Here is a 21024-nt window from a genome sequence, read left to right on the forward strand (position 1 = left end):
GCAAAACTTAGAAGGTGCGAACCTTTGGGGGGACGGAGTCCACAGTCAGAGGCTTGAGCTTGACGGGCTTGTAGGTCAAGCTGTTCGACTCGCTGTGCCAGAGGGTGTGCTTCATCCAATTGGCGTCGTCACGGCCCAATGGCGCGACGGCATCGTCCACGGGGCGCTCATAGTCGCTCACGGTGTGGGCGCCACGGCACTCACGGCGGGCGGCAGCAGACACCATGGTGGCTTGCGCCGCTTCGATCAGGTTTTCCACTTCCAGCGCTTCGATGCGGGCGGTGTTGAACACTTTGGACGTGTCCTTCAGGCCGATGGCATTGACGCGATCGCGAATCGCCGCGATCTTTTGGACACCTTCGTCCATGGCGGCTTGTGTGCGGAAAACGCCAGCGTGCAGCTGCATGGCGGCGCGCATGTCGTTGGCCACGTCTTGGGCGTACTCGCCGCCACGGCCTTCGAGTTTGTTCAGGCGCTCCAGCGTGCGGTCTGTGGCATCGGCTGGCAAGTCTTTGTGTGACTTGGTTTTGGATGCGAAGTCCACGATGTGGTTGCCGGCTGCCCGGCCAAACACCAACAAGTCGAGCAGCGAGTTGGTGCCCAGGCGGTTGGCGCCGTGCACCGACACGCAAGAGCACTCGCCCACAGCATACAAACCGTTGACCACAGCGTTGTTGTCCGTGGCGTTCTGGGTCACGACCTGGCCGTTGATGTTGGTGGGGATGCCGCCCATTTGGTAATGGATGGTGGGCACAACAGGGATCGGCTCTTTGGTGATGTCGACGTTGGCGAAGTTGACGCCGATTTCGTACACCGAGGGCAGGCGCTTGTGGATGGTCTCTGCACCCAAGTGGTCCAGCTTGAGCATCACGTAATCTTTGTTCGGACCGCAGCCGCGGCCTTCTTTGATTTCCTGGTCCATGCAGCGGGACACGAAGTCACGCGGTGCCAGATCTTTCAATGTGGGCGCATAGCGCTCCATGAAGCGTTCGCCATTGCTGTTGAGCAAGATGGCGCCTTCGCCGCGGCAGCCTTCCGTCAGCAACACGCCAGCACCCGCCACGCCGGTGGGGTGGAATTGCCAAAACTCCATGTCTTCCAGCGGGATGCCCGCGCGTGCGGCCATGCCCAAGCCGTCGCCCGTGTTGATGAAGGCGTTGGTGGAAGCCGCATAAATGCGGCCCGCACCACCTGTCGCCATCAGCACCGTTTTGGCGTGCAGAACATGCAGGTCACCGGTTTCCATCTCCAGCGCCGTCACGCCCACGACATCGCCTTCGGCATCGCGGATCAAGTCCAGCGCCATCCACTCCACAAAGAAGCTGGTTTTGGCGGCGACGTTTTGTTGGTACAGGGTGTGCAGCATGGCGTGACCTGTGCGGTCAGCAGCGGCGCAAGCGCGTTGCACGGGCTTTTCGCCGTAATTGGCGGTGTGGCCGCCAAAGGGGCGCTGGTAAATTGTGCCATCGGGGTTGCGGTCGAAAGGCATGCCCATGTGCTCCAGGTCGTACACGACCTTGGGCGCTTCGCGGCACATGAATTCGATCGCATCCTGGTCGCCGAGCCAGTCGGAGCCCTTGATGGTGTCGTAGAAGTGGTAGTGCCAGTTGTCGTCGGACATGTTGCCGAGCGAAGCACCGATGCCGCCTTGGGCCGCGACGGTGTGTGAACGGGTGGGGAACACTTTGGACAGGACGGCGACATTGAGGCCCGCGCGGGCCAATTGCAGCGAGGCACGCATGCCCGAACCACCGGCGCCGACGATCACGACGTCAAACTTGCGGGTGGTGATTTTGTCTTTGGTATAGCTCATGGTTTATCTTGGTTGGTAGGGAGTCAGCGCAATGAACAGCGGTGATGGGCGGCTCAAAGGCGCCACAGTGCCTGAACGGACCAGCCAGCACAGCCGATCAGCCAGACAAGGGTGAAAACGTGCAAAGCCAGGCGCACAGCCAAGGGTTTGACATAGTCCATCCAGATGTCACGCATGCCCACCCAGACGTGGTACAGCAGGGAAAGGATCACGCAGAAGGTCAAGACCTTCATCCATTGGGAGGCAAAAATGCCTGCCCACTCTTCGTAACCGATGGGTCCGGTGGTGAAGATCACCTGGGCCAACAAGACCACGGTGAAGAGGGCCATCAAAGTGCCGGTGACGCGTTGTGCGAGCCAGTCACGAAAGCCGTAGCCAGCGCCGGTCACGATGCGTTTGGAGCCGAAGTTCACGGACATAAATCTGTTTCCTTTTTGTTGTGATGGCAAAAATCAGTACAAACCAAACAGCTTGGCGCCCAGCACGGCGGTCAAGCCAATGCTCAGGACCAGGGTGACGATGGCCGAAGACTTGCCGAACTCCTTGGTCACAGCATGGAACATGTCCATGTACAAGTGGCGCAGGCCTGCAATGAAGTGGTGCAGGTAAGCCCAGATCAAGGCCAATGCGACCAGCTTCATGAACCAACCCGGCACAAAACCCAGGCCGATGTTGAAAGCTGCCGACAATTTGGCAAATGAAATTTCAGAAGTGATGGAGCTGTCAAACATCCAAATGATGAGTGGCATCAGCAAAAACATGAGGAAGCCGCTGATTCGGTGAAGAATCGACACGATGCCCGCCGCGGGGAGGCGGTAAGTGGGTAAATCTTTCAGGGCGTTGATGTTGCGGAATTCAGGCCGCTTGCGCGCGAGTTCGGTCATGTGGGTACTTTCTGGATGGATGCGTTTGAGTTATTGGGATCAAATCCGTCTGATTCTATTGCAACGCAGCAAACTGACATGAGCATTGCACACGGAGGTGACAGGGTGATTTTCGAGGGCCGAAGGGACTCAGCTCAGGGCGTTTCGGTAGTGATGGTTTTCTGTGCTGTAAAAGCCTCGGCGCAGCTCCATGGGCGTGTCTTTGTAGGTGTAAGCCACGCGCTCAACGCTGAGCAAAGGGGTGCTGGGGCTGACTTTCAGCAGCTGGCTTTGGGTCGCATCGGGCAAAACGGCACGGATTTTTTCATCCGCACGGACCATGCGTACCCCGAACTCGGTTTCAAACAGGGCATACATGGGGCCATGGTAATCGGCCAGTCGCTCGGCGGTCAGGCCTTTGAAGGGGGCTGCAGGCAACCACAAGTCTTCCAAAATCGTGGGCGTGTTGCCAAAAGACAGCACGCGCCGCACTTGGAGCACGGCGTCACCGGTGCGAAGCGCCAAGGCTCTGGCGATGTCGGCGTTGGCCCGGGAGCGTTTGCAGTCCACAATGTCCCGCTGCGCAGGCCCCTCTGAGTCCAAGTCACCGCGGTCGGGCATCAGTTTCAAAAAGCGGTACTGCACGTGGTCTTCCGCATGCGTGGCCACAAAGGTGCCTTTGCCTTGCCTGCGCACCAGCAAGTGGTCGCTGGCCAATTCATCAATCGCTTTCCTCACGGTCCCTTGGCTGACCCGATAACGGGCGGCCAGCTCCATCTCGCTGGGGATGGACTCAGCGGGCTTCCATTCGCCCGATTGCAGGCTTTGCAAAATCAGCCCTTTGATCTGCTGATACAGCGGACTGAACGCAGGCGTTGGCACGCCAGCAGAGACGGCTGCTGCGCTGGAGTCGGCCATGGGGGAGTTGTTGTTCATGGGTGGGAAATGACGCATGGGTCAGTGTGGCGTCAGGTGTCGCATCATATCTTATATAAGACATAAGACAAATTGACCCCTGAGGGTTTTCGCGGGTACACTCAGAAGCTGTTTGCGCATGTTTTCCGCTGAATTTTTGAGCGGCAAGCGTGGGTCCGCACCGCCGGACAGGCCTGGCAACGCTTTGTGTTGTGGACTGCAACCCCTCTTTTCAACCTTCTGGAGTTATCCACCATGAGCAAAAAGCCCGTCCGAGTTGCCGTTACCGGCGCAGCAGGTCAAATTGGTTACGCATTGTTGTTCCGCATCGCCTCTGGCGAAATGCTGGGCAAAGACCAGCCCGTCATCTTGCAATTGCTGGAAGTACCTGTCGAAGGCCCACAAAAAGCGCTCAAGGGCGTGATGATGGAATTGGAAGACTGCGCATTCCCATTGCTGGTGGGTATGGAAGCGCATGGCGACCCCATGACCGCCTTCAAAGATGTCGATTACGCCTTGTTGGTCGGTTCGCGTCCACGCGGCCCTGGCATGGAGCGCGCTGAATTGCTGGCCATCAACGGTGCCATCTTCACCGCCCAGGGCAAGGCCTTGAACGCGGTGGCTTCGCGCGACGTGAAAGTGCTGGTTGTCGGCAACCCCGCCAACACCAACGCCTACATCGCCATGAAGGCAGCGCCGGACCTCAAACCCGGCAACTTCACCGCCATGCTGCGCCTGGACCACAACCGCGCAGCTTCCCAGATCGCTGCCAAAACCGGCAAAGCTGTGGCCGACATCGAAAAACTGTGCGTGTGGGGCAACCACTCGCCCACCATGTACGCCGACTACCGTTTCGCCACCATCCAGGGCGAGTCTGTCAAGGCCATGATCAACGACCAGGAATGGAACGCCAACGTGTTCTTGCCCACCGTGGGCAAGCGCGGCGCGGCCATCATCGAAGCGCGTGGCCTGTCCTCGGCCGCTTCGGCTGCCAATGCCGCCATCGACCACATGCGCGACTGGGCCTTGGGCACCAACGGCAAGTGGGTCACCATGGGCATCCCATCGCAAGGCTGGTACGGCATCCCCAAAGATGTCATGTTTGGCTTCCCTGTTACCTGCGAAAACGGCGAGTACAAGGTCGTTGAAGGTCTGGAAATCGATGCCTTCAGCCAAGGCTGCATCGACAAGACCCTCAAAGAGTTGACCGACGAGCAAGCTGGCGTGGCCCACCTGATCTGATTCAGGCTGAGAAGTCCAAGTGAGCCATCCTCGCGACGTCCTGTTGGGAGCACAAGCCGGGCGCTTTCAGCTGCCGGTTTGTGACCATTACAGCGGTGTCGAGGCGAGGATGCGCAAAAGCTTGCAGCTGCAAGCTGAAATGACGCAGGAGTTTGGAGCCTGCGTCTTTGATGTGACCCTCGATTGCGAAGATGGCGCTCCCGTGGGTGGCGAGGCGGAGCACGCCGCCCGGGTCACCGAGCTGGCGCTGGGCGCGGCACCCGCTGCCCATGTGGCCGTGCGTGTGCACCCCGTGGATCACCCCAGTTTCCAGGCCGACATGGCCACCATTGCGGGCCAGGCCGCCCAACGCTTGACGCACATCATGGTGCCCAAGGTCGAGTCGGTGGCCGATGTGCAGTTGGCCGAGCAGGCCTTGGTTCAGGCGGGTGCGCCCAGTTTGCCTTTGCATGTGCTGATCGAGTCGCCCGCTGCCGTGCACCGCGCCTTTGACATCGCTGCCCACCCGCGTGTGCAGTCGATCAGCTTTGGCCTGATGGATTTTGTGTCGGCCCATGGCGGCGCGATCCCCGCCGACGGCATGGGCGTTGAGGGGCAGTTCACCCACCCGCTGGTGCTGCGCGCCAAGCTCGACATTGCCAGTGCCTGCCACGCCCATGGCAAGGTGCCCTCGCACTGCGTGGTCACCGAGTTCAAGAACACCGATGCCATCCGCATGGCGGCCCAAAAAGCCGCACGCGAGCTGGGTTACACCCGCATGTGGAGCATCCACCCCGATCAGATTCGACCCATTCTTGAGGCGATGGCCCCCAGTGAGGCTCAGATTGAGCAGGCCAGCGCGATCATTTTGGCTGCGCTCGCTGCGGAGTGGGCGCCCATCAGCCACGCTGGACAGTTGCATGACAGAGCCAGTTACCGTTTCTTTTGGCAATTGATCGAGCGCGCCCACCAAACCGGTTGTCGCTTGCCGCAAGAGCTGCAGTCATTTTTTGTGGCCGTCGCCCCACCCAACAGGCTTGCACCATGATGAAGCGTTTGCATTCAATGGCTCTGGGCACGCGCCAGCACCTGCGCTTTCAAGCGCTTTGTGCCGCGATTTTGTGGTGCATGGGGTCTGGTTCGACCTGGGCCCAAGCGAGCGCCGAAACCACGGCGAGCACGGCGTCCAAGAACAAGCCTGCACAAGTGAAGAACGCCAAGGCCCAGGCCAAAAAAAAACCTGCCCCGGCGGAGCCCGAGACCTTGATGGGCCCCGATGAGCTGGCCATTGCAGAACGCGTGCACAAAGGCCAGTTGCCTTGTGAGCTGGGCACCACGGTGCGCTTGGAGGCCGATGTGTCGCAACCTGGCTATTTCTATTTGCATGGCAAAGGCTTCCGATACCGCATGCACCCTGTCGCCACCACCACGGGGGCGATCCGCCTGGAAGACCGCAAAGCGGGTGCTGTTTGGTTGCAATTGGCCAACAAATCGATGTTGATGGACCAGAAAAAAGGCCGCCGTCTGGCCGATGAATGTGCCAATGCCGAACAAATGGCCTACGCCGCCGATATGAAATCCAACCCTCCGCCCAGCCTGATCGACACGACAGGCATGGGGCGATAAATCTTGAAACCTTGACTGACAGGAGAAAAAACCATGTTGAAAGCCTACCGTGAACATGCAGCAGAACGCGCTGCGCTGGGCATTCCGCCATTGCCGCTGGATGCCAAACAAGTGGCCGATCTGATCGAGTTGATCAAGAACCCACCCGCTGGCGAAGACGCCTTTTTGATGGACCTGCTCACGCACCGCGTGCCACCGGGTGTGGACGATGCCGCCAAAGTCAAAGCCTCTTTCTTGGCCGCGGTGGCCCACGGTGACTTGAGCGTCGCCTTGGTCTCCAAAGCCAAAGCCACCGAATTGCTCGGCACCATGGTGGGCGGTTACAACGTGCACCCCCTGATCGAGTTGCTCGACAGCGCGGAAGTCGCCGCCGTGGCCGCTGAGGCCCTGAAGAAAACACTGTTGATGTTTGACTTCTTCAACGACGTCGCCGAAAAAGCCAAGGCCGGCAACGCCAAAGCCAAAGAGGTCATGCAAAGCTGGGCCGAAGCCGAGTGGTTCACCACCCGCCCCGCAGTCGAGAAAAAAATCACCGTCACCGTGTTCAAGGTGCCCGGTGAGACCAACACCGATGACCTGTCGCCCGCGCCCGACGCCTGGAGCCGCCCCGACATCCCCTTGCACTACCTGGCCATGCTCAAGAACACCCGCACCGGCGCAGCGTTCACGCCCGAAGAAGACGGCAAGCGCGGCCCCATGCAGTTCATCGACGACCTGAAGAAAAAAGGCCATTTAGTGGCCTACGTGGGCGACGTGGTCGGCACCGGCTCCAGCCGCAAGTCGGCCACCAACAGCGTGATCTGGGCCACCGGCCAAGACATCCCGTTTGTGCCCAACAAGCGTTTTGGTGGCGTGACCTTGGGTGGCAAGATCGCCCCCATCTTCTTCAACACCCAAGAAGACTCGGGTGCCTTGCCGATCGAAGTGGACGTGTCCAAGCTGGAGATGGGCGACGTCATCGATATCCTGCCCTACGACGGCAAGATCATGAAGAACGGCGCCACCCTCACCGAGTTCAAACTCAAGAGCGACGTGCTGTTTGACGAAGTGCGCGCTGGTGGCCGTATCAACCTGATCATCGGTCGCAGCTTGACCGCCAAGGCCCGCGAGTTCTTGGGCCTGCCCGCGTCCAGCGTGTTCCGCTTGCCCGCACCCCCTGCCGCCACCAAAGCCGGCTTCACACTGGCCCAGAAAATGGTGGGTCGTGCGGTCGGTTTGCCAGAAGGCCAAGGCGTGCGCCCCGGCACGTATTGCGAACCCAAGATGACCACCGTGGGTTCACAAGACACCACCGGCCCCATGACCCGCGACGAGTTGAAGGACTTGGCTTGCTTGGGCTTCTCGGCTGACATGGTCATGCAGTCCTTCTGCCACACAGCGGCGTACCCCAAGTCGGTTGACGTGAAAACACACCGTGAGCTGCCTGCGTTCATCAGCAACCGCGGTGGCGTGGCCCTGCGCCCCGGTGACGGCGTGATCCACAGCTGGCTCAACCGTTTGTTGTTGCCCGACACCGTCGGTACCGGTGGCGACTCGCACACCCGTTTCCCCATCGGCATTTCCTTCCCCGCCGGCTCCGGTCTGGTGGCTTTTGGCGCCGCCACCGGCGTGATGCCCCTGGACATGCCCGAGTCCGTGTTGGTTCGCTTCAAAGGCGAAATGCAGCCCGGCGTGACCCTGCGCGACTTGGTGCACGCCATTCCGCTGTACGCCATCAAGAAGGGCCTGCTGACCGTGGCCAAGTCCGGCAAGATCAATGAATTCTCTGGACGCATTTTGGAAATCGAAGGCCTGCCCAACCTGAAGGTCGAGCAAGCATTTGAATTGTCCGATGCGTCCGCCGAGCGCTCGGCGGCGGGTTGCACGATCAAGCTCAACAAAGAGCCGGTCGAGGAATACCTGAAGTCCAACATCGTGCTCATGAAGAACATGATCGCCGACGGTTACGCCGACGCCCGCACGCTGGCTCGCCGCATCGAGAAAGTCGAAGCTTGGTTGGCCAAGCCCGAGCTGCTCGAAGCCGACAAGGACGCCGAATACGCGCACGTCATCGAAATCGACATGAACGAGATCAAAGAGCCGATCCTGTGCTGCCCCAACGACCCGGACGACGCCAAGTTCTTGTCCGACGTCGCCGGCACCAAGATCGACGAAGCGTTCATCGGTTCGTGCATGACCAACATCGGTCACTTCCGCGCCGCGGCCAAGCTGCTCGGCGGCAGCCGCGACATCCCCGTCAAGCTGTGGGTGGCCCCACCGACCAAGATGGACGAGAGCGAGCTGATCAAAGAAGGCCACTACGCCAACTTCGGCGCCGCCGGTGCCCGCACCGAAATGCCAGGCTGCTCGCTGTGCATGGGCAACCAAGCCCAGGTGCGCGAAGGCGCCACGGTGGTGTCCACCAGCACTCGCAACTTCCCCAACCGATTGGGCAAAAACACCAACGTGTTTTTGGCCAGTGCCGAATTGGCCGCGATTGCGTCCAAGCTGGGTCACATCCCCACCGTGGCCGAATACCACGAAGCCATGGGCATCGTGAACAAAGACGGCGCGGCGATCTACAAGTACCTGAACTTCAACCAGATCGACGAGTACGTTGAGAACGCCAAAGGCGTGACCGCCTGATTCTCCTCGCGTGGAGAGTGAGCCCTGTCAGCGAAAGCTGGCGGGGCTTTTTTGCGCCCCATCGTGTGCGGCAATACCCCTGTGTTGACCGTGGGCAATGTGGGCCCAGGGCAAGAAAAAAGGCGGCCCGCGTATTCTGAGAATTCATTTTTCAGGAGACACCGTGATGTTCAACCGCCGTCATTTTTTGGGTACAGGCATTGCCGGTGCCGCTGCGCTGACCTTTTCTTCCGTCTGGTCGCAAAATACCCCGCAGTTCGGCGCGCCTGAATTGCCCTCGGTGGGATTTAAGCGGATGAAGTTGGGCACCATGGAAATCATTGCCCTGAACGATGGGGCTTTGCGTCGCCCACTGGGGCAAGAATTTGTGCCCGCTGTGCCGCTCGACCAAGTCAAGGCGCTTTTGGCCACACAAAACCTGCCCACCGATTACATCGATATTCCCTTCACCCCGTTCCTGCTGATCAACGGCAACCAGCGCTATTTGTTTGACACCGGTTTTGCCGACAACGGCCCCCCCACCACGGGCAAGCTGCTGGGCAATTTGGCCGCTGCGGGTTTCAAGCCGGAGGACATCAACAACGTGGTGCTGAGCCATTTTCATGGCGACCACATCAACGGCTTGCGCTTCAAAAACGGCAACCTGGTCTACCCGAACGCCCGCGTGCATGTGCCCGCCCCCGAGCACGCCTTCTGGACAGATGAAGCCCGTATCGCGGCAGCACCAGCGCCCATGCAAGGTGCTTTTGGGGCTGTCAAACGTGCCTTGACTGGCTTGACCGCAGACCAATTGGTCAAGTTCGAACCGGGCGCCCAAGTGGCCCCAGGCATCCAGTCGGTCGCCGCTTTTGGCCACACCCCGGGCCACACTTTGTTCACGGTGCGCTCTGAGGGCCAGTCCTTTGCCTACGTGGCCGACATCACCAACGTGCCATCCCTGTTTGCCCGCAACCCCGACTGGGCGGTGCTCTTTGACATGAACCCGGAGATGGCCCGCCAAAGCCGCCGCAAAATCTTTGACATGCTGGTCAAGGAAAAAATGGTGGCCGGTGGTTTCCACTTTCCCTTCCCGGCTTTTGGCGCCATCACGCCCTCGGGCAATGGGTACCAGTTTGTGCCGATGGCCTGATCCGCCACACCCGAAGTAGTTCTTCAGCCCGCGCACAACAGCGCGGGCTTTTTTGTGTCCGTTTTGGACAGTGGCGTCCCGGCTGCTTGGCTACGATGTGCACTTTGTTCAGCGTCAAGTCCCCAAAAGGGCTTCGCATTCCCAGTTTTTCCGGAGTCACCAGCATGAAAACCACCACCTTGGGCAAAAGCCCCCTGAAAGTCTCGCGCCTGTGCCTGGGCACCATGATGTTTGGCGACCAGACGCCGCTGGAAGAGGCGCGCGCCATCGTGGCCGATGCACAAGACAAGGGTTGCAACTTCATCGACACCGCCGATGTGTACACGCTGGGGAAATCCGAAGAGATCGTGGGTCAGGTGCTCCAGGGGCAGCGCCACCGCTGGGTACTGGCCAGCAAGGTGGGCAACGCCATGTCGGATCTGCCCAACCACCAGGCTTATTCGCGCAGCTGGATGCTGCGGGCCTGCGAAGACAGTCTGCGCCGACTGGCCACCGACCACTTGGACATTTACTACCTGCACCGCGACTACAACGGCATGAACCTCGAAGAGCCCTTGCGGGCCATCGAAGCCTTGTTGCGCGACGGCAAGATCCGCTACTGGGGTGTGTCCAATTTCCGGGGCTGGCGCATTGCCGAGATGGTCAACATGGCCCGCCAGATGAACATGCCAGCTCCTGTGGTGTGCCAGCCTTATTACAACCTGCTCAACCGCTTGCCCGAGGTGGAAATTTTGGAGGCCTGCGGGCATCACGGCCTGGGCGTGGTGCCCTACAGCCCGATTGCACGTGGCGTGCTCACTGGCAAATACGCACCCGGCCAAGCCCCTTCGGAGGGCAGTCGTGCTGCGCGGGGTGACAAGCGCATTCTGGAGACCGAGTTCCGCGAAGAGTCGCTGCAGATTGCGCAAACCCTGCGCCAGCACTGCGAGGCCAAAGGCGTGTCGCTGGCGCACTTTGCCACCGCCTGGGTGCTGGCCAATCGCCATGTGAGCGCTGTGATTGCCGGGCCGCGCACGCTGGCGCAGTGGCAAGACTACGCAGGCGCATTGGAGGTGGACATCACCGCCGAAGACGAAGCCCTGGTCAACAGCCTGGTGGCACCCGGGCACCCGTCCACACCAGGCTACAACGACCCGTCTTATCCCTTGAACGGGCGCTGACATCGGCGTGTCAGTTGGTCTTTGGCGGTCGAAGCGGGCATGGCTGGGCCAAGGGATTCATGGACACAGGCCGTTAAATTGCTGTGCAGCCTGCAGGGCCATCAAGGCCTTGGCCATGTCAGAGACCCCGCCAGATGGTCTCGAACAAGCCCGCTCATTGAAGCGAGGTGGTGTTCTGGCCCATTTGGGGCTTCGCGCACAATGGATACATGACAAGCAATGAGCGCAAACAGGTGGTGATTGCAGGCGGCGGCATTGGCGGCCTGGCCGCTGCGCTGGCGTGTGCGCAGCGTGGCGTGCCCGTGCAGTTGATCGAACGCGCAGCGCAGCTCAGCGAGGTGGGTGCGGGCATTCAGATGGGGCCGAATGTGACGCGCATTGTGCAGGCCTGGGGGCTGGGCGAGGCGCTGGCGCAGGTGGCCGCTTTTCCGCAGCAGCTGCAAGCGCGTGACGCCCAGACGGGGCAGGTGCTGGGCACCTTGCGTTTGGGCGAGCGGGCGCAGCTGCGCTATGGAGCGCCTTACGCCACCATCCACAGGGCCGATTTGCAGGGCTTGCTGCACCGCGCAGTCCAAAGCGCGGGGGTGAACATCCGGCTTGGCCAAACCGTGCAGGGTTGGCGCGACACCGCTGAGGGTTTGGAAGTCAGCACGGCCGAAGGTGACAGCGTGCAAGTCGAGGCCTTGATCGGGGCCGATGGCGTGTGGAGCGCGGTGCGCCAGCAACTGCTGGGCGATGCCCCAGCCCGCTTTACCGGTCACTTGGCTTACAGGGCACTGGTGGCGCAGGCCGATTTGCCAGCGCACTTGCGCAGTGACCAAGTGACCGTGTGGATGGGGCCGCGACTGCATGTGGTGCATTACCCCGTGCGCAGCGGCCAATGGCTCAACCTTGTGGCCATCGTGCACGGTGACAAGCCCATCCAGGATCAAGACTGGGACCAGGCAGGTCACACCCAGGCGCTGATGCAGGCCATGGGCGCGGTGGGCCGCGATTTGAGCGAGCGTTTGGCCTCGGTGCCCGCATGGCGGCAGTGGGCGCTGCACGACCGGGTGCCTGTGCGTCAGGCCAGTGAAATGGCCCAAGGCCGCGTGGCCTTGTTGGGCGACGCCGCCCATCCCATGCGGCCCTATTTGGCGCAGGGCGCGGGCATGGCCATCGAAGATGCACAGGTCTTGGCACAGCGCTTGAGCGCTGGTGGCGCATCGGTCCCTGAGCAACTGCAAGGCTATGCTGCGCAGCGCTGGGCGCGCAATGCCCGCGTGCAAGCGCGGGCCATCCGCAACGGCCGGATCTTCCACGCCCAAGGCCCTGTCGCGCTGGGGCGCAACCTGTCGCTGCGGCTGATGGGCGAGCGGGTGATGGATGTGCCTTGGCTGTATGGCCAAGGCCCCGCTGCCTGAAGACCAAACCCCGCCACTGTTGGGCATCGGCAGCGCAGCAGGCCCGGTTTTGAGGCCTTAAATCCCCAGAGGCAAAGCCCGTTGTCGCTTGCCCGTGAGGGCAAACAGCGCGTTGCCCACAGCGGGGGCGATCGGCGGCACGGCCGGTTCGCCCACGCCTGCGGGGTGACGGGTGCTGGGCACGATGTGGGTTTCCACTTGCGGGGCCTGGCTGAGCGAGACCATGGGGTAGCTGGGGAAGTTGCCTTGCTGCACCACGCCGCCCACGATGTCGATCTTGCCGAAGAGTGCGGCGCTCAAGCCATAGATGACGCTGCTTTCCATTTGCTGGGCCACGGTGCCAGGGTTGACCACGGTGCCGCAGTCGATGGCGCAAACCACGCGGTGCACGCGGATCTGGCCTTGATCGAGCGAGACCTCGGCCACTTGCGCCACGATGGCGCCAAACGATGCGTGCAAGGCGATGCCCCGCGCACGGCCTGCGGGCAGGGGCTGGCCCCAAGCCGCTTGGTCGGCGGCCAGCTTCAGCACGGCGGCGTAGCGGGGTGCGTCTTTGAGCCATTTCAGGCGGAAGGCCAGCGGGTCTTGCTGGGTGGCGGCGGCCAGTTCGTCGATGAAGCTTTCCGAGAAGAAGGCGTTGTGCGAATGGCCCACCGAGCGCCAAAAACCCACGGGCACGCCCGATTGGGTGGCCACATGGCTCATGTGCTGGCTGGCAAAGCCATAGGGCAAATCGAAGAGCCCTTCGGAGGCGGTTTTGTCGGGCATGTCGATGGGCCCGGACAGGTGGGGCGCAGCACGCGCCATCCAGCGTGGGGTGATGGCGTCACCGGCCGACTTGATGCGCAGGCTGGTGATGTCGCCTTGCTCGTCCAGCGAAGCCTGGAACTTGGCCAGGTGCATGGGGCGGTAAAAGTCATGCGCCATGTCTTCTTCGCGTGACCAGCTCAGTTGCACGGGCAGGCCCTTGCAGGCCATGGCCACTTGCACCGCTTGGCCGACGAAGTCGACTTCCAGGCGACGACCAAAACCACCGCCCAATTGGGTGACATGGACGGTGACTTGGTCTTTGTCCACCTTGGCCACTTTGGCGGCCATGTCGCGTGCCATTTGCGGCACTTGTGTGGGCACCCAAATTGCCACCTTGCCGTCCTTGACTTGCGCGGTGCAGTTCATCGGCTCCATCGTGGCGTGGGCCAGATAGGGGGCTTGGTACAGCGCATCGATGCGGGAGGCCGCGGCTTTTTCGGCTTGGGTGGGCACGCCTTGTTCGTGGAAGGTGAAGCCGCTTTCGGTGTTCAGGGCCTGGAGCAGATCGGCTTGGATGCGGGCGGTGTCTGCCAGCGCTGTGCTCGGGTTTTGCCACTGAACTTGCACAGCTTGCGCACCTTGGCGGGCATGCCAGGAGCTTTTTCCAACGACGGCCACACCCGCGGTGCCGCCGCCCCAAGCGTCGATTGGCACAACGTGTTCTACGCCGGCGATGGCCAAGGCCGCTTGGCTGTCCATGGACGAGGCCTTGCCTCCCAAGACAGGGCTCATGCGCATGGCTGCATACAGCATGCCGGGCAGGCGCACGTCCAGTCCGAACTGGGCTTGTCCCGTGACCTTGCTGGGGATATCGGTGCGCGCGGTGGATTGACCGATCAGCTTCCAGTCTTGGCGGGCTTTGGTGCGGATGTCTTGGGGTTGGGCGCCCGCAGCCGCAGCGGCCATGTCTGCGAAAGGTGCGGATTGGCCGCTTGCGTGTCGCAACACGCCTTGGACCACGGTGATGTCCTGGGCCGGTACTTGCCAGGCCAAAGCCGCTGCCTGCACCAAGCTGGCCCGTGCTGTGGCCGCCGCCATGCGCAAGGGGTCCCACAGGTCGGCCATGCTGGACGAACCGCCCGTGGCATTGATGCCCAATTCACGGGCCAATTTGCCCACCACCCATTCGGCCATTTTGATTTTGGTGGGTTTTTGTCCGCCTTCGCTGTCCATCGGGTGAAAAGGCAGGCTGGCGACCAGCATCGCCACATTGCCGTAAATGCTGTCGCCACCGGCTTGCTCCAAGCGCACGCGGCTCAAGGGCACGTCGAGTTCTTCGGCCACCAGCATGGCCAATGCGGTGTGCACGCCTTGGCCCATTTCGCTGCGGGGCATGGCCAAGACCACGGCGCCATCCTGGGCGATTTTGATCCAGCCATTCAGAGCGACATCGCCGGCTGTTTGGCGCATGAGCTCGGGCGAGCCCAGGCGCGAGCGTGCGGGCAGCACGCCCCAGCCAACGACCAATGCGCCAGTGGCACCCAAAGCGCTGAGTAACCAGGTGCGGCGCTTCATGTGGCACCGCCTGACTTCATTGGGGCCGCAGCGCGGTGGATGGCGGCGCGCACGCGCTGGTAAGTGCCGCAGCGGCACAGGTTGGTCATGGCCGCGTCAATTTGGGCATCGCTGGGGTGGGGTATTTTTTCCAACAGGGCGGCTGCGGCCATCAGCATGCCGCTTTGGCAGTAACCGCATTGCGGCACTTGTTCGGCGATCCAGGCCGCTTGCAGCGGATGGGGCTTTTCTGCTGTGCCCAAGGACTCGATGGTCTTGATCGCTTGATGGGCCACCGCAGAAACGGGCATCACGCAAGAGCGCACGGCTTGACCGCCCACGTGCACGGTGCAGGCCCCGCAAGCGGCAATGCCGCAGCCAAATTTGGTTCCCGTGAGGTTCAGCTCATCGCGCAGCACCCACAGCAAAGGCATGCTGGGGTCGGCGCTCGAGGTTCGGCTTTGGCCGTTGATGTTCAGTTGCAAGACTTATCCCCTGTGATGGAAGAAGGCATATTAGTGCAAATGAATGCACTTGTTTGGCCCTGCCGCAGACCCCCTGGGTGAGTCACTTCACAGTTGCGTGCGCAGCGTCCAAATTTCGGGGAACAACACCACATCGAGCATCTTGCGCAGGTAGCTCACGCCGCCTGTTCCCCCGGTGCCGCGTTTGAAGCCGATCACGCGCTCCACCGTGGTCACATGCCGAAAGCGCCACAAGCGGAAGGCGTCTTCCAGGTCGGTCAGTTCTTCGCCCAGTTGGTACAGGTCCCAGTGCTGCTGCGGCTTGCGGTAGACCACCAGCCAGGCGTTTTCGACCGCCTCGCTGGCCGGGTAGGGCTGACGCCAGTCGCGTTGGGTGTGGGTGCCCGGCACATCCAGACCACGGCGCTGCAACAGGCGCAGGCATTGGTCGTACAGCGAGGGCGCTTCGTAGGCGGCCTGCACAACGGCCGACAGGTCGCTGCGGTGGGCGTGGGGCTGCAGCATGGCGGCATTCTTGTTGCCCATCGAAAACTCGATGCAGCGGTATTGCCAACTCTGAAAGCCGCTCGATTGCGCCAAGTAAGGGCGAATGGCGCTGTACTCGGGTGGCGTCATGGTCGCCAGCACGTCCCAGGCGTGGACCAGTTGCTCCATGATCTTGCTGACGCGGGCGAGCTTTTTGAAGGCGTCGGGCAGTTCGTCGCTGGCGATGTTCTGGATGGCCGCCTGCAGCTCGTGCAGCATGAGCTTCATCCACAGCTCACTGGTTTGGTGCTGCACGATGAACAGCATTTCGTTGTGCTCGGGCGAGAGCGGTTTTTGGGCGTTCAAGATCGCGTCGAGCTGCAGGTAGTCGCCGTAGCTCATGCGTCCGTCAAAGTCGAGCTGGGCTTTTTCATCGTGCACGATGCGCTCGCCTTGGGCGCCGCTGCTTTGAGGGGCGAAGGAGAAAGGGCAGGAACTCATGACGGGCCTTTCAAGTCACGGCGTTCTTTTGCGCAAAGCGGGCGTCTTGCCACTCGCCGCTGTCCATCACCTGGCACAGGTGCTCAACGGCCTGCCACACATCGGCGTAACCGATGTACAGCGGCGTGAAACCAAAGCGCAGGATGTCGGCGTGCACGCCGCCATCGCCCGCCCTGAAGTCGCCGATCACACCGCGTGCAATCAAGGCCTGCACGATGGCGTAAGCGCCTTCGGCGCGGGTCAGGCTCACTTGCGAGCCGCGCAGGGCTTCTTCGGCCGGGGTGGCGATGCCAAAGCCGTGGCCATGCAGGCGCGTGCGCACCAGCTGCATGAACAGGCCCGTGAGCGCCAGCGACTTTTGGCGCAGCGCGGCCATGCCGCCCAGTGTCTCTGCACTCAAAAAGGCGTCGAGCCCACAGTCGAGTGCTGTGAGGCTCAAGATGGGTTGCGTGCCGCATTGGTAGCGGGTGATGCCCGCGGCAGGTTGGTAGTCGGGGGTGAAGGCAAAGGGCGCGGCGTGGCCCCACCAACCGGCCAGCGGTTGCCAAAAGCGGTCGGTGTGCTCTGGGCGCACCCACACAAAAGCCGGTGCACCGGGACCGCCGTTCAAGTATTTGTAGCCGCAGCCCACCGCAAAGTCGGCCCCTGAGCCGTTCAGGTCGACGGGCACCGCACCCGCGCTGTGCGCCAAGTCCCACACAGTGAGGATGCCTTGGGCGTGGGCTTGCGCGGTGACGGCCTGCATGTCGTGCATGGCCCCGGTGCGGTAGTTCACATGCGTGAGCATCAGCACCGCCACATCGGCTTGCATCGCAGCCGAGATCTCATCGGCCTCGACCAGTTGCAGGGTGTAACCGCGCTCCTTGCACAGGGCTTCGGCGATGTACAGGTCCGTGGGAAAGTTGCTGCGTTCGCTGACGATTTTGGTTTTGTGGGGGTGGTCGGCTTGGGCGATGTGCAGCGCGGCCGCCAGCACTTTGAACAGGTTGATGGAGGTGCTGTCTGCGGCCACCACCTCGCCCGCTTGCGCCCCGATGACGCGGGCAATCTTGTCGCCCACGCGCTGGGGCAGGGTGAACCAGCCGGCAGTGTTCCAGCTTTTGATCAGGTCTTGCCCCCATTCCTGCGTGACGGCATGGGCCACGCGGGCGGGGGCGGTTTTGGGCAGCACGCCCAGCGAGTTGCCATCCAAATAAATCACACCGGGCGGCAAATCGAATTGCGCGCGCAAGGGGCGCAGTGGGTCTTGCAAATCCAGCAGTTCGCAGTCTGGCAAGCTGGGGGTGAGGTTCATCATGGGGGTGTCTTTCAATTGTGGGCTCAAAGTTCGCGCAAGACCGCACGCACAGGGCTGGCGTCGGCGCTCATGAGTTTGAGGGGCAGGGCGATCAGCTCGTAATCGCCCTCGGGCACGTCGTCGAGCAACAGGTTTTCCAGCACGCGCAGGCCGCGCTGGCGGATGGCTTGGTGGCTGGGCAAGGCTTGGCTGTCAGCCGGGTCAATGCTGGCGCTGTCGGTGCCGATCAGCAGCACGCCCAGGTCGGCCAGGTGTTGCACGGTGGCAGGGGCAAAGGCGGTGAGTTGGGCATCGAATTGTGCGTGCGGGAACTGGCGGTAGGTGCGCACCAGCAGGCGCTCGGGCACGTCGTTCAGGGCGTGTGCCAGGTGGGCGATGGTGATCAAGGGGGCGGCATCGAGGGCGTGGATGACGCGGCAGCGGCCCAGAAAGGGCCGCAGGTCCAAAGCGCCCACGGCCGCGCCTTGCGGGTCGTAGTGCAAGGGGGCATCGGCATGCGCCCCCACATGCGGTGACAGTGTGATGGCGCTCACGTTGACCGGGCAGCTGTCCGACAGCGTGGCTGCCCATTGCTGGGTGTAGGGTGTGTCGCCCGGAAAGACCGGGCTTTGCGCATCGACAGGGGGTGAGATGTCCCAAATTTTTTTCATGGTGTGCGAAGGTAGCACCCCACAAAAAACCGTGGTGTCGGTTATTTCCAACACCGATCAAAAAGACTTCAGACGTTCAGCGCAGGCAGACCCTGGCGGCGGCGCGCTTGCGCGCAAGCGGGGCTGCCTTCTTCAAACTCTCGGCAGGGCGAGGGTCGCCATTCGTAAATGCCGCAAATGGCTTTTTCACCGGTCTTGCCATACAGCGCTGCGCAGCGCGGCGGGCTGTGGTCGGTGCCGCGCATGCGGCAGGTGTGCTCGGTGATGGGCGAGGCCAACCCAGCAGGCACCGCACCGCCCCCTTCTTCGTATTCGTACACGGAAAAGTCCACCCTGAAGCTCACGCAGCAAGCGCCGCAGGTGGTGCAGCCAGACATGCTCAGGCGTTCACACGGCCCAACAGCAAAAACTCCATGAGTGCTTTTTGCACATGCATGCGGTTTTCGGCTTCATCCCAGACCACCGATTGGGGGCCGTCAATGACTTCGGCGCTGACCTCTTCGCCCCGGTGTGCGGGCAAGCAGTGCATGAACAGGGCGTCGGGCTTGGCCACTTGCATCATGGCTTCGTCCACGCACCAGTCGGCAAAGGCCTTTTTGCGCACTTCGTTCTCGGCCTCGTAGCCCATGCTGGTCCAAACGTCGGTCGTGACCAAATCGGCACCTCGGCAGGCGTCTTGCGGATTCTGGAAAATTTTGTAGCCATCGGCGCTGCGCAAACCGGCCACGCTTTGGTCCACCTCGTAGCCGCTGGGCGTGCTCAGGTGCACGGTGAAGCCCAGCAGTTCGGCCGCTTGCAGCCAGGTGTTGGCCATGTTGTTGCCATCTCCCACCCAGGCCACCACTTTGCCTGCAATCGCACCTCGGTGCTCGATGTAGGTGAAGATGTCGGCCATGATCTGGCAGGGGTGGTATTCGTTGGTCAGGCCGTTGATGACGGGCACACGCGAGTGCGAGGCAAAGCGCACGATTTTGTCTTGGCCATAGGTGCGGATCATGACCAAATCGGTCATGCGGCTGATCACGCGGGCGCTGTCCTCGATGGGCTCGGAGCGGCCCAGCTGGCTGTCGCCTGTGGTCAGATGGACCACCGAGCCACCCAGCTGGTACATGCCTGCCTCAAAGCTCACGCGGGTGCGGGTGCTGGCTTTTTCGAAAATCATGGCCAGCGTGCGGTCGGCCAGCGGGTGGTATTTTTCGTAAGCTTTGAATTTGCGTTTGATCTCGGCGGCGCGGGCGAACACATGCGCGTACTCGTCGGCGGTCAGATCGGTGAACTGCAGGTAGTGCCGCACGGGCACGGGTGGGGACTGGCTCATGCGGTTTCTGCCAAAAAGGTGGTGATCAGGGGCACCAAAATCGCGACCACCTCGTCCGCTTCGGCTTCGGTCATGACCAGTGGCGGCACCAGGCGGATCACGCTGTCGGCGGTCACGCTCAGCAGCAGTCCAGCTTCTGCAGCGCGGCTCCAGATTGGGCCACATGGCCGGTCCAGTTCAATGCCCAGCATCAGGCCCTGGCCGCGCACTTCCTTGACGCCTGCCACGCCCTTCAGTGCCTGATCCAGTGCCCCGTGCAAATGTGCGCCCACTTTTGCGGCATTGGCCATCAGGCCGTCTTTTTCCATGATGCGGATGGTTTCAACACCCGCGCGCATGGCCAGCGGGTTGCCGCCAAACGTGGTGCCGTGGTTGCCGGGCTGGAAGATGTTGGCCGCCTTGGGGCCAGCCACCACCGCGCCAATCGGCACGCCTGAGCCCAAGCCCTTGGCCAGTGGCATCACGTCGGGCACGATGCCAGCCCACTGGTGGGCAAACCATTTGCCCGTGCGGCCCATGCCGCACTGCACCTCGTCAATCATCATCAGCCAGTCTTTTTGGTCGCACAGGGCGCGCACTTGCTGCAGGTATTCGATGCGCATCGGGTTGATGCCGCCTTCGCCCTGGATGGTTTCCATGAACACCGCCACCACATTCGGATTGCCTTCGGTGGCTTTTTTCAGGGCTTCGATGTCGTTGACCGGCACGCGCACAAAGCCTTCGAGCATGGGGCCAAAGCCTTTTTTCAGCTTTTCGTTGGCGGTGGCGCTCAGGGTGGCGATGCTGCGGCCATGGAAAGCTTTTTCATAAACCACGATTTCGGGTTTGTCGATGCCCTTGTCGTGGCCGTATTTGCGTGCGAGCTTGATCGCTGCCTCGTTGGCTTCAAGGCCCGTACAGCAAAAAAACACATTGGTCATGCCCGACAGTTCGACCAGTTTGGCCGCCAATACTTCCGCGTTGGGCACATGGAAGTAGTTGCAGCTGTGGATCATCTTGCCGAGCTGGTCTTGCAGGGCGGGCACCAGGTCGGGGTGGTTGTGACCCAATGTGTTCACCGCGATGCCGGCGAGGGCATCCAGGTACTGCTTGCCATTGACGTCCCAAACTCGGCAACCCTGACCATGGCTGAGTGCGATGGGCAGTCGGCCATAGGTGTTCATGGTGTGCGGTGAGGCGGCTTCAATGTGAGCGGACATGCGTGAACTCCTGCAATAAAAATCGGCCCATGTTGTAGGGCCGGTAAGAG

Annotated in this window: 19 protein-coding genes; 7 read left to right on the forward strand and 12 right to left on the reverse strand. The window is 61.7% G+C overall.

The annotated features are described in order from the left end of the window. Positions 1 to 7: 7 nt before the first annotated feature. The 4 genes from sdhA to B9Z31_RS12505 form a co-directional block, all read right to left on the reverse strand. Positions 8 to 1813, reverse strand: coding sequence for a succinate dehydrogenase flavoprotein subunit (gene sdhA / locus B9Z31_RS12490; protein WP_100119909.1), 1806 nt, complete (start codon positions 1811 to 1813; stop codon positions 8 to 10). Positions 1814 to 1866: 53 nt separating this feature from the next. Then, positions 1867 to 2232 carry a succinate dehydrogenase, hydrophobic membrane anchor protein gene (gene sdhD / locus B9Z31_RS12495; RefSeq protein ID WP_100119910.1) on the reverse strand — a complete coding sequence of 122 codons (366 nt, stop codon included), beginning with the start codon at positions 2230 to 2232 and terminating at the stop codon, positions 1867 to 1869. 33 nt (positions 2233 to 2265) lie between these two features. Continuing rightward, positions 2266 to 2697 (reverse strand): succinate dehydrogenase, cytochrome b556 subunit, encoded by a 432-nt coding sequence (gene sdhC / locus B9Z31_RS12500; protein WP_100119911.1) that lies wholly within the window; start codon positions 2695 to 2697, stop codon positions 2266 to 2268. A 129-nt stretch (positions 2698 to 2826) separates the two neighbouring features. After that, positions 2827 to 3612, reverse strand: a complete 786-nt coding sequence (locus tag B9Z31_RS12505; protein WP_100119912.1) for a GntR family transcriptional regulator — start codon at positions 3610 to 3612, stop codon at positions 2827 to 2829. A 234-nt stretch (positions 3613 to 3846) separates the two neighbouring features. Between B9Z31_RS12505 and B9Z31_RS12510 the strand changes: the two genes are divergently transcribed. From B9Z31_RS12510 to B9Z31_RS12540, 7 genes are all read left to right on the forward strand, one after another. Then, positions 3847 to 4833 carry a malate dehydrogenase gene (locus tag B9Z31_RS12510; protein WP_100119913.1) on the forward strand — a complete coding sequence of 329 codons (987 nt, stop codon included), beginning with the start codon at positions 3847 to 3849 and terminating at the stop codon, positions 4831 to 4833. A 19-nt stretch (positions 4834 to 4852) separates the two neighbouring features. Further along, the gene (locus tag B9Z31_RS12515) at positions 4853 to 5860 is read left to right on the forward strand and encodes a CoA ester lyase (protein WP_100119914.1); all 1008 of its coding nucleotides are present in this window, start codon (positions 4853 to 4855) and stop codon (positions 5858 to 5860) included. Then, positions 5857 to 6438, forward strand: coding sequence for a hypothetical protein (locus tag B9Z31_RS12520; protein ID WP_233200942.1), 582 nt, complete (start codon positions 5857 to 5859; stop codon positions 6436 to 6438). The genes B9Z31_RS12515 and B9Z31_RS12520 overlap by 4 nt, the downstream gene beginning before the upstream one ends. A 33-nt stretch (positions 6439 to 6471) precedes the next feature. Beyond that, positions 6472 to 9063 carry a bifunctional aconitate hydratase 2/2-methylisocitrate dehydratase gene (gene acnB / locus B9Z31_RS12525; protein WP_100119915.1) on the forward strand — a complete coding sequence of 864 codons (2592 nt, stop codon included), beginning with the start codon at positions 6472 to 6474 and terminating at the stop codon, positions 9061 to 9063. 166 nt (positions 9064 to 9229) lie between these two features. Further along, complete coding sequence (locus tag B9Z31_RS12530; RefSeq protein ID WP_100119916.1) at positions 9230 to 10192, forward strand: MBL fold metallo-hydrolase; 963 nt, start codon at positions 9230 to 9232, stop codon at positions 10190 to 10192. 164 nt (positions 10193 to 10356) lie between these two features. Continuing rightward, positions 10357 to 11352 carry an aldo/keto reductase gene (locus tag B9Z31_RS12535; protein ID WP_100119917.1) on the forward strand — a complete coding sequence of 332 codons (996 nt, stop codon included), beginning with the start codon at positions 10357 to 10359 and terminating at the stop codon, positions 11350 to 11352. A gap of 209 nt (positions 11353 to 11561) precedes the next feature. Continuing rightward, positions 11562 to 12755: an FAD-dependent monooxygenase gene (locus tag B9Z31_RS12540; protein WP_100119918.1), complete on the forward strand. Its 1194-nt coding sequence runs from the start codon at positions 11562 to 11564 to the stop codon at positions 12753 to 12755. Between the two features lie 57 nt (positions 12756 to 12812). Here the strand turns inward: B9Z31_RS12540 and B9Z31_RS12545 are convergent, their stop codons facing one another. From B9Z31_RS12545 to B9Z31_RS12580, 8 genes are all read right to left on the reverse strand, one after another. Beyond that, the gene (locus B9Z31_RS12545; RefSeq protein ID WP_100119919.1) at positions 12813 to 15080 is read right to left on the reverse strand and encodes a xanthine dehydrogenase family protein molybdopterin-binding subunit; all 2268 of its coding nucleotides are present in this window, start codon (positions 15078 to 15080) and stop codon (positions 12813 to 12815) included. Beyond that, on the reverse strand, positions 15077 to 15544 hold the full coding sequence (locus B9Z31_RS12550) for a (2Fe-2S)-binding protein (protein WP_100119920.1): 468 nt from the start codon (positions 15542 to 15544) through the stop codon (positions 15077 to 15079). The genes B9Z31_RS12545 and B9Z31_RS12550 overlap by 4 nt, the downstream gene beginning before the upstream one ends. A gap of 87 nt (positions 15545 to 15631) precedes the next feature. Further along, complete coding sequence (gene kynA, locus B9Z31_RS12555) at positions 15632 to 16510, reverse strand: tryptophan 2,3-dioxygenase (RefSeq protein ID WP_100119921.1); 879 nt, start codon at positions 16508 to 16510, stop codon at positions 15632 to 15634. A 10-nt stretch (positions 16511 to 16520) separates the two neighbouring features. Next, positions 16521 to 17807, reverse strand: a complete 1287-nt coding sequence (gene kynU, locus B9Z31_RS12560; RefSeq protein ID WP_199174496.1) for a kynureninase — start codon at positions 17805 to 17807, stop codon at positions 16521 to 16523. A 23-nt stretch (positions 17808 to 17830) separates the two neighbouring features. After that, the gene (gene kynB, locus B9Z31_RS12565; protein WP_100119922.1) at positions 17831 to 18457 is read right to left on the reverse strand and encodes an arylformamidase; all 627 of its coding nucleotides are present in this window, start codon (positions 18455 to 18457) and stop codon (positions 17831 to 17833) included. A gap of 68 nt (positions 18458 to 18525) precedes the next feature. After that, positions 18526 to 18834, reverse strand: a complete 309-nt coding sequence (locus B9Z31_RS12570) for a YkgJ family cysteine cluster protein (protein ID WP_199174497.1) — start codon at positions 18832 to 18834, stop codon at positions 18526 to 18528. A 2-nt stretch (positions 18835 to 18836) separates the two neighbouring features. Further along, on the reverse strand, positions 18837 to 19775 hold the full coding sequence (gene argF, locus B9Z31_RS12575; protein WP_100119924.1) for an ornithine carbamoyltransferase: 939 nt from the start codon (positions 19773 to 19775) through the stop codon (positions 18837 to 18839). Beyond that, positions 19772 to 20974 carry an aspartate aminotransferase family protein gene (locus B9Z31_RS12580; RefSeq protein ID WP_100119925.1) on the reverse strand — a complete coding sequence of 401 codons (1203 nt, stop codon included), beginning with the start codon at positions 20972 to 20974 and terminating at the stop codon, positions 19772 to 19774. The genes argF and B9Z31_RS12580 overlap by 4 nt, the downstream gene beginning before the upstream one ends. Between the last annotated feature and the right edge of the window lie 50 nt (positions 20975 to 21024).

This window comes from Limnohabitans sp. G3-2 (assembly GCF_002778275.1).
GTDB lineage: Bacteria > Pseudomonadota > Gammaproteobacteria > Burkholderiales > Burkholderiaceae_C > Limnohabitans_A.

What these genes read in the sequence shown, in the direction of transcription:
- sdhA (WP_100119909.1), bottom strand. Translation starts at nt 1,813, where the DNA reads ATGAGCTATACCAAAGACAAAATCACCACCCGCAAGTTTGACGTCGTG.
- sdhD (WP_100119910.1), bottom strand. Translation starts at nt 2,232, where the DNA reads ATGTCCGTGAACTTCGGCTCCAAACGCATCGTGACCGGCGCTGGCTAC.
- sdhC (WP_100119911.1), bottom strand. Translation starts at nt 2,697, where the DNA reads ATGACCGAACTCGCGCGCAAGCGGCCTGAATTCCGCAACATCAACGCC.
- B9Z31_RS12505 (WP_100119912.1), bottom strand. Translation starts at nt 3,612, where the DNA reads ATGAACAACAACTCCCCCATGGCCGACTCCAGCGCAGCAGCCGTCTCT.
- B9Z31_RS12510 (WP_100119913.1), top strand. Translation starts at nt 3,847, where the DNA reads ATGAGCAAAAAGCCCGTCCGAGTTGCCGTTACCGGCGCAGCAGGTCAA.
- B9Z31_RS12520 (WP_233200942.1), top strand. Translation starts at nt 5,857, where the DNA reads ATGATGAAGCGTTTGCATTCAATGGCTCTGGGCACGCGCCAGCACCTG.
- acnB (WP_100119915.1), top strand. Translation starts at nt 6,472, where the DNA reads ATGTTGAAAGCCTACCGTGAACATGCAGCAGAACGCGCTGCGCTGGGC.
- B9Z31_RS12530 (WP_100119916.1), top strand. Translation starts at nt 9,230, where the DNA reads ATGTTCAACCGCCGTCATTTTTTGGGTACAGGCATTGCCGGTGCCGCT.
- B9Z31_RS12535 (WP_100119917.1), top strand. Translation starts at nt 10,357, where the DNA reads ATGAAAACCACCACCTTGGGCAAAAGCCCCCTGAAAGTCTCGCGCCTG.
- B9Z31_RS12540 (WP_100119918.1), top strand. Translation starts at nt 11,562, where the DNA reads ATGACAAGCAATGAGCGCAAACAGGTGGTGATTGCAGGCGGCGGCATT.
- B9Z31_RS12545 (WP_100119919.1), bottom strand. Translation starts at nt 15,080, where the DNA reads ATGAAGCGCCGCACCTGGTTACTCAGCGCTTTGGGTGCCACTGGCGCA.
- kynA (WP_100119921.1), bottom strand. Translation starts at nt 16,510, where the DNA reads ATGAGTTCCTGCCCTTTCTCCTTCGCCCCTCAAAGCAGCGGCGCCCAA.
- kynU (WP_199174496.1), bottom strand. Translation starts at nt 17,807, where the DNA reads ATGATGAACCTCACCCCCAGCTTGCCAGACTGCGAACTGCTGGATTTG.
- kynB (WP_100119922.1), bottom strand. Translation starts at nt 18,457, where the DNA reads ATGAAAAAAATTTGGGACATCTCACCCCCTGTCGATGCGCAAAGCCCG.
- B9Z31_RS12570 (WP_199174497.1), bottom strand. Translation starts at nt 18,834, where the DNA reads ATGTCTGGCTGCACCACCTGCGGCGCTTGCTGCGTGAGCTTCAGGGTG.
- argF (WP_100119924.1), bottom strand. Translation starts at nt 19,775, where the DNA reads ATGAGCCAGTCCCCACCCGTGCCCGTGCGGCACTACCTGCAGTTCACC.
- B9Z31_RS12580 (WP_100119925.1), bottom strand. Translation starts at nt 20,974, where the DNA reads ATGTCCGCTCACATTGAAGCCGCCTCACCGCACACCATGAACACCTAT.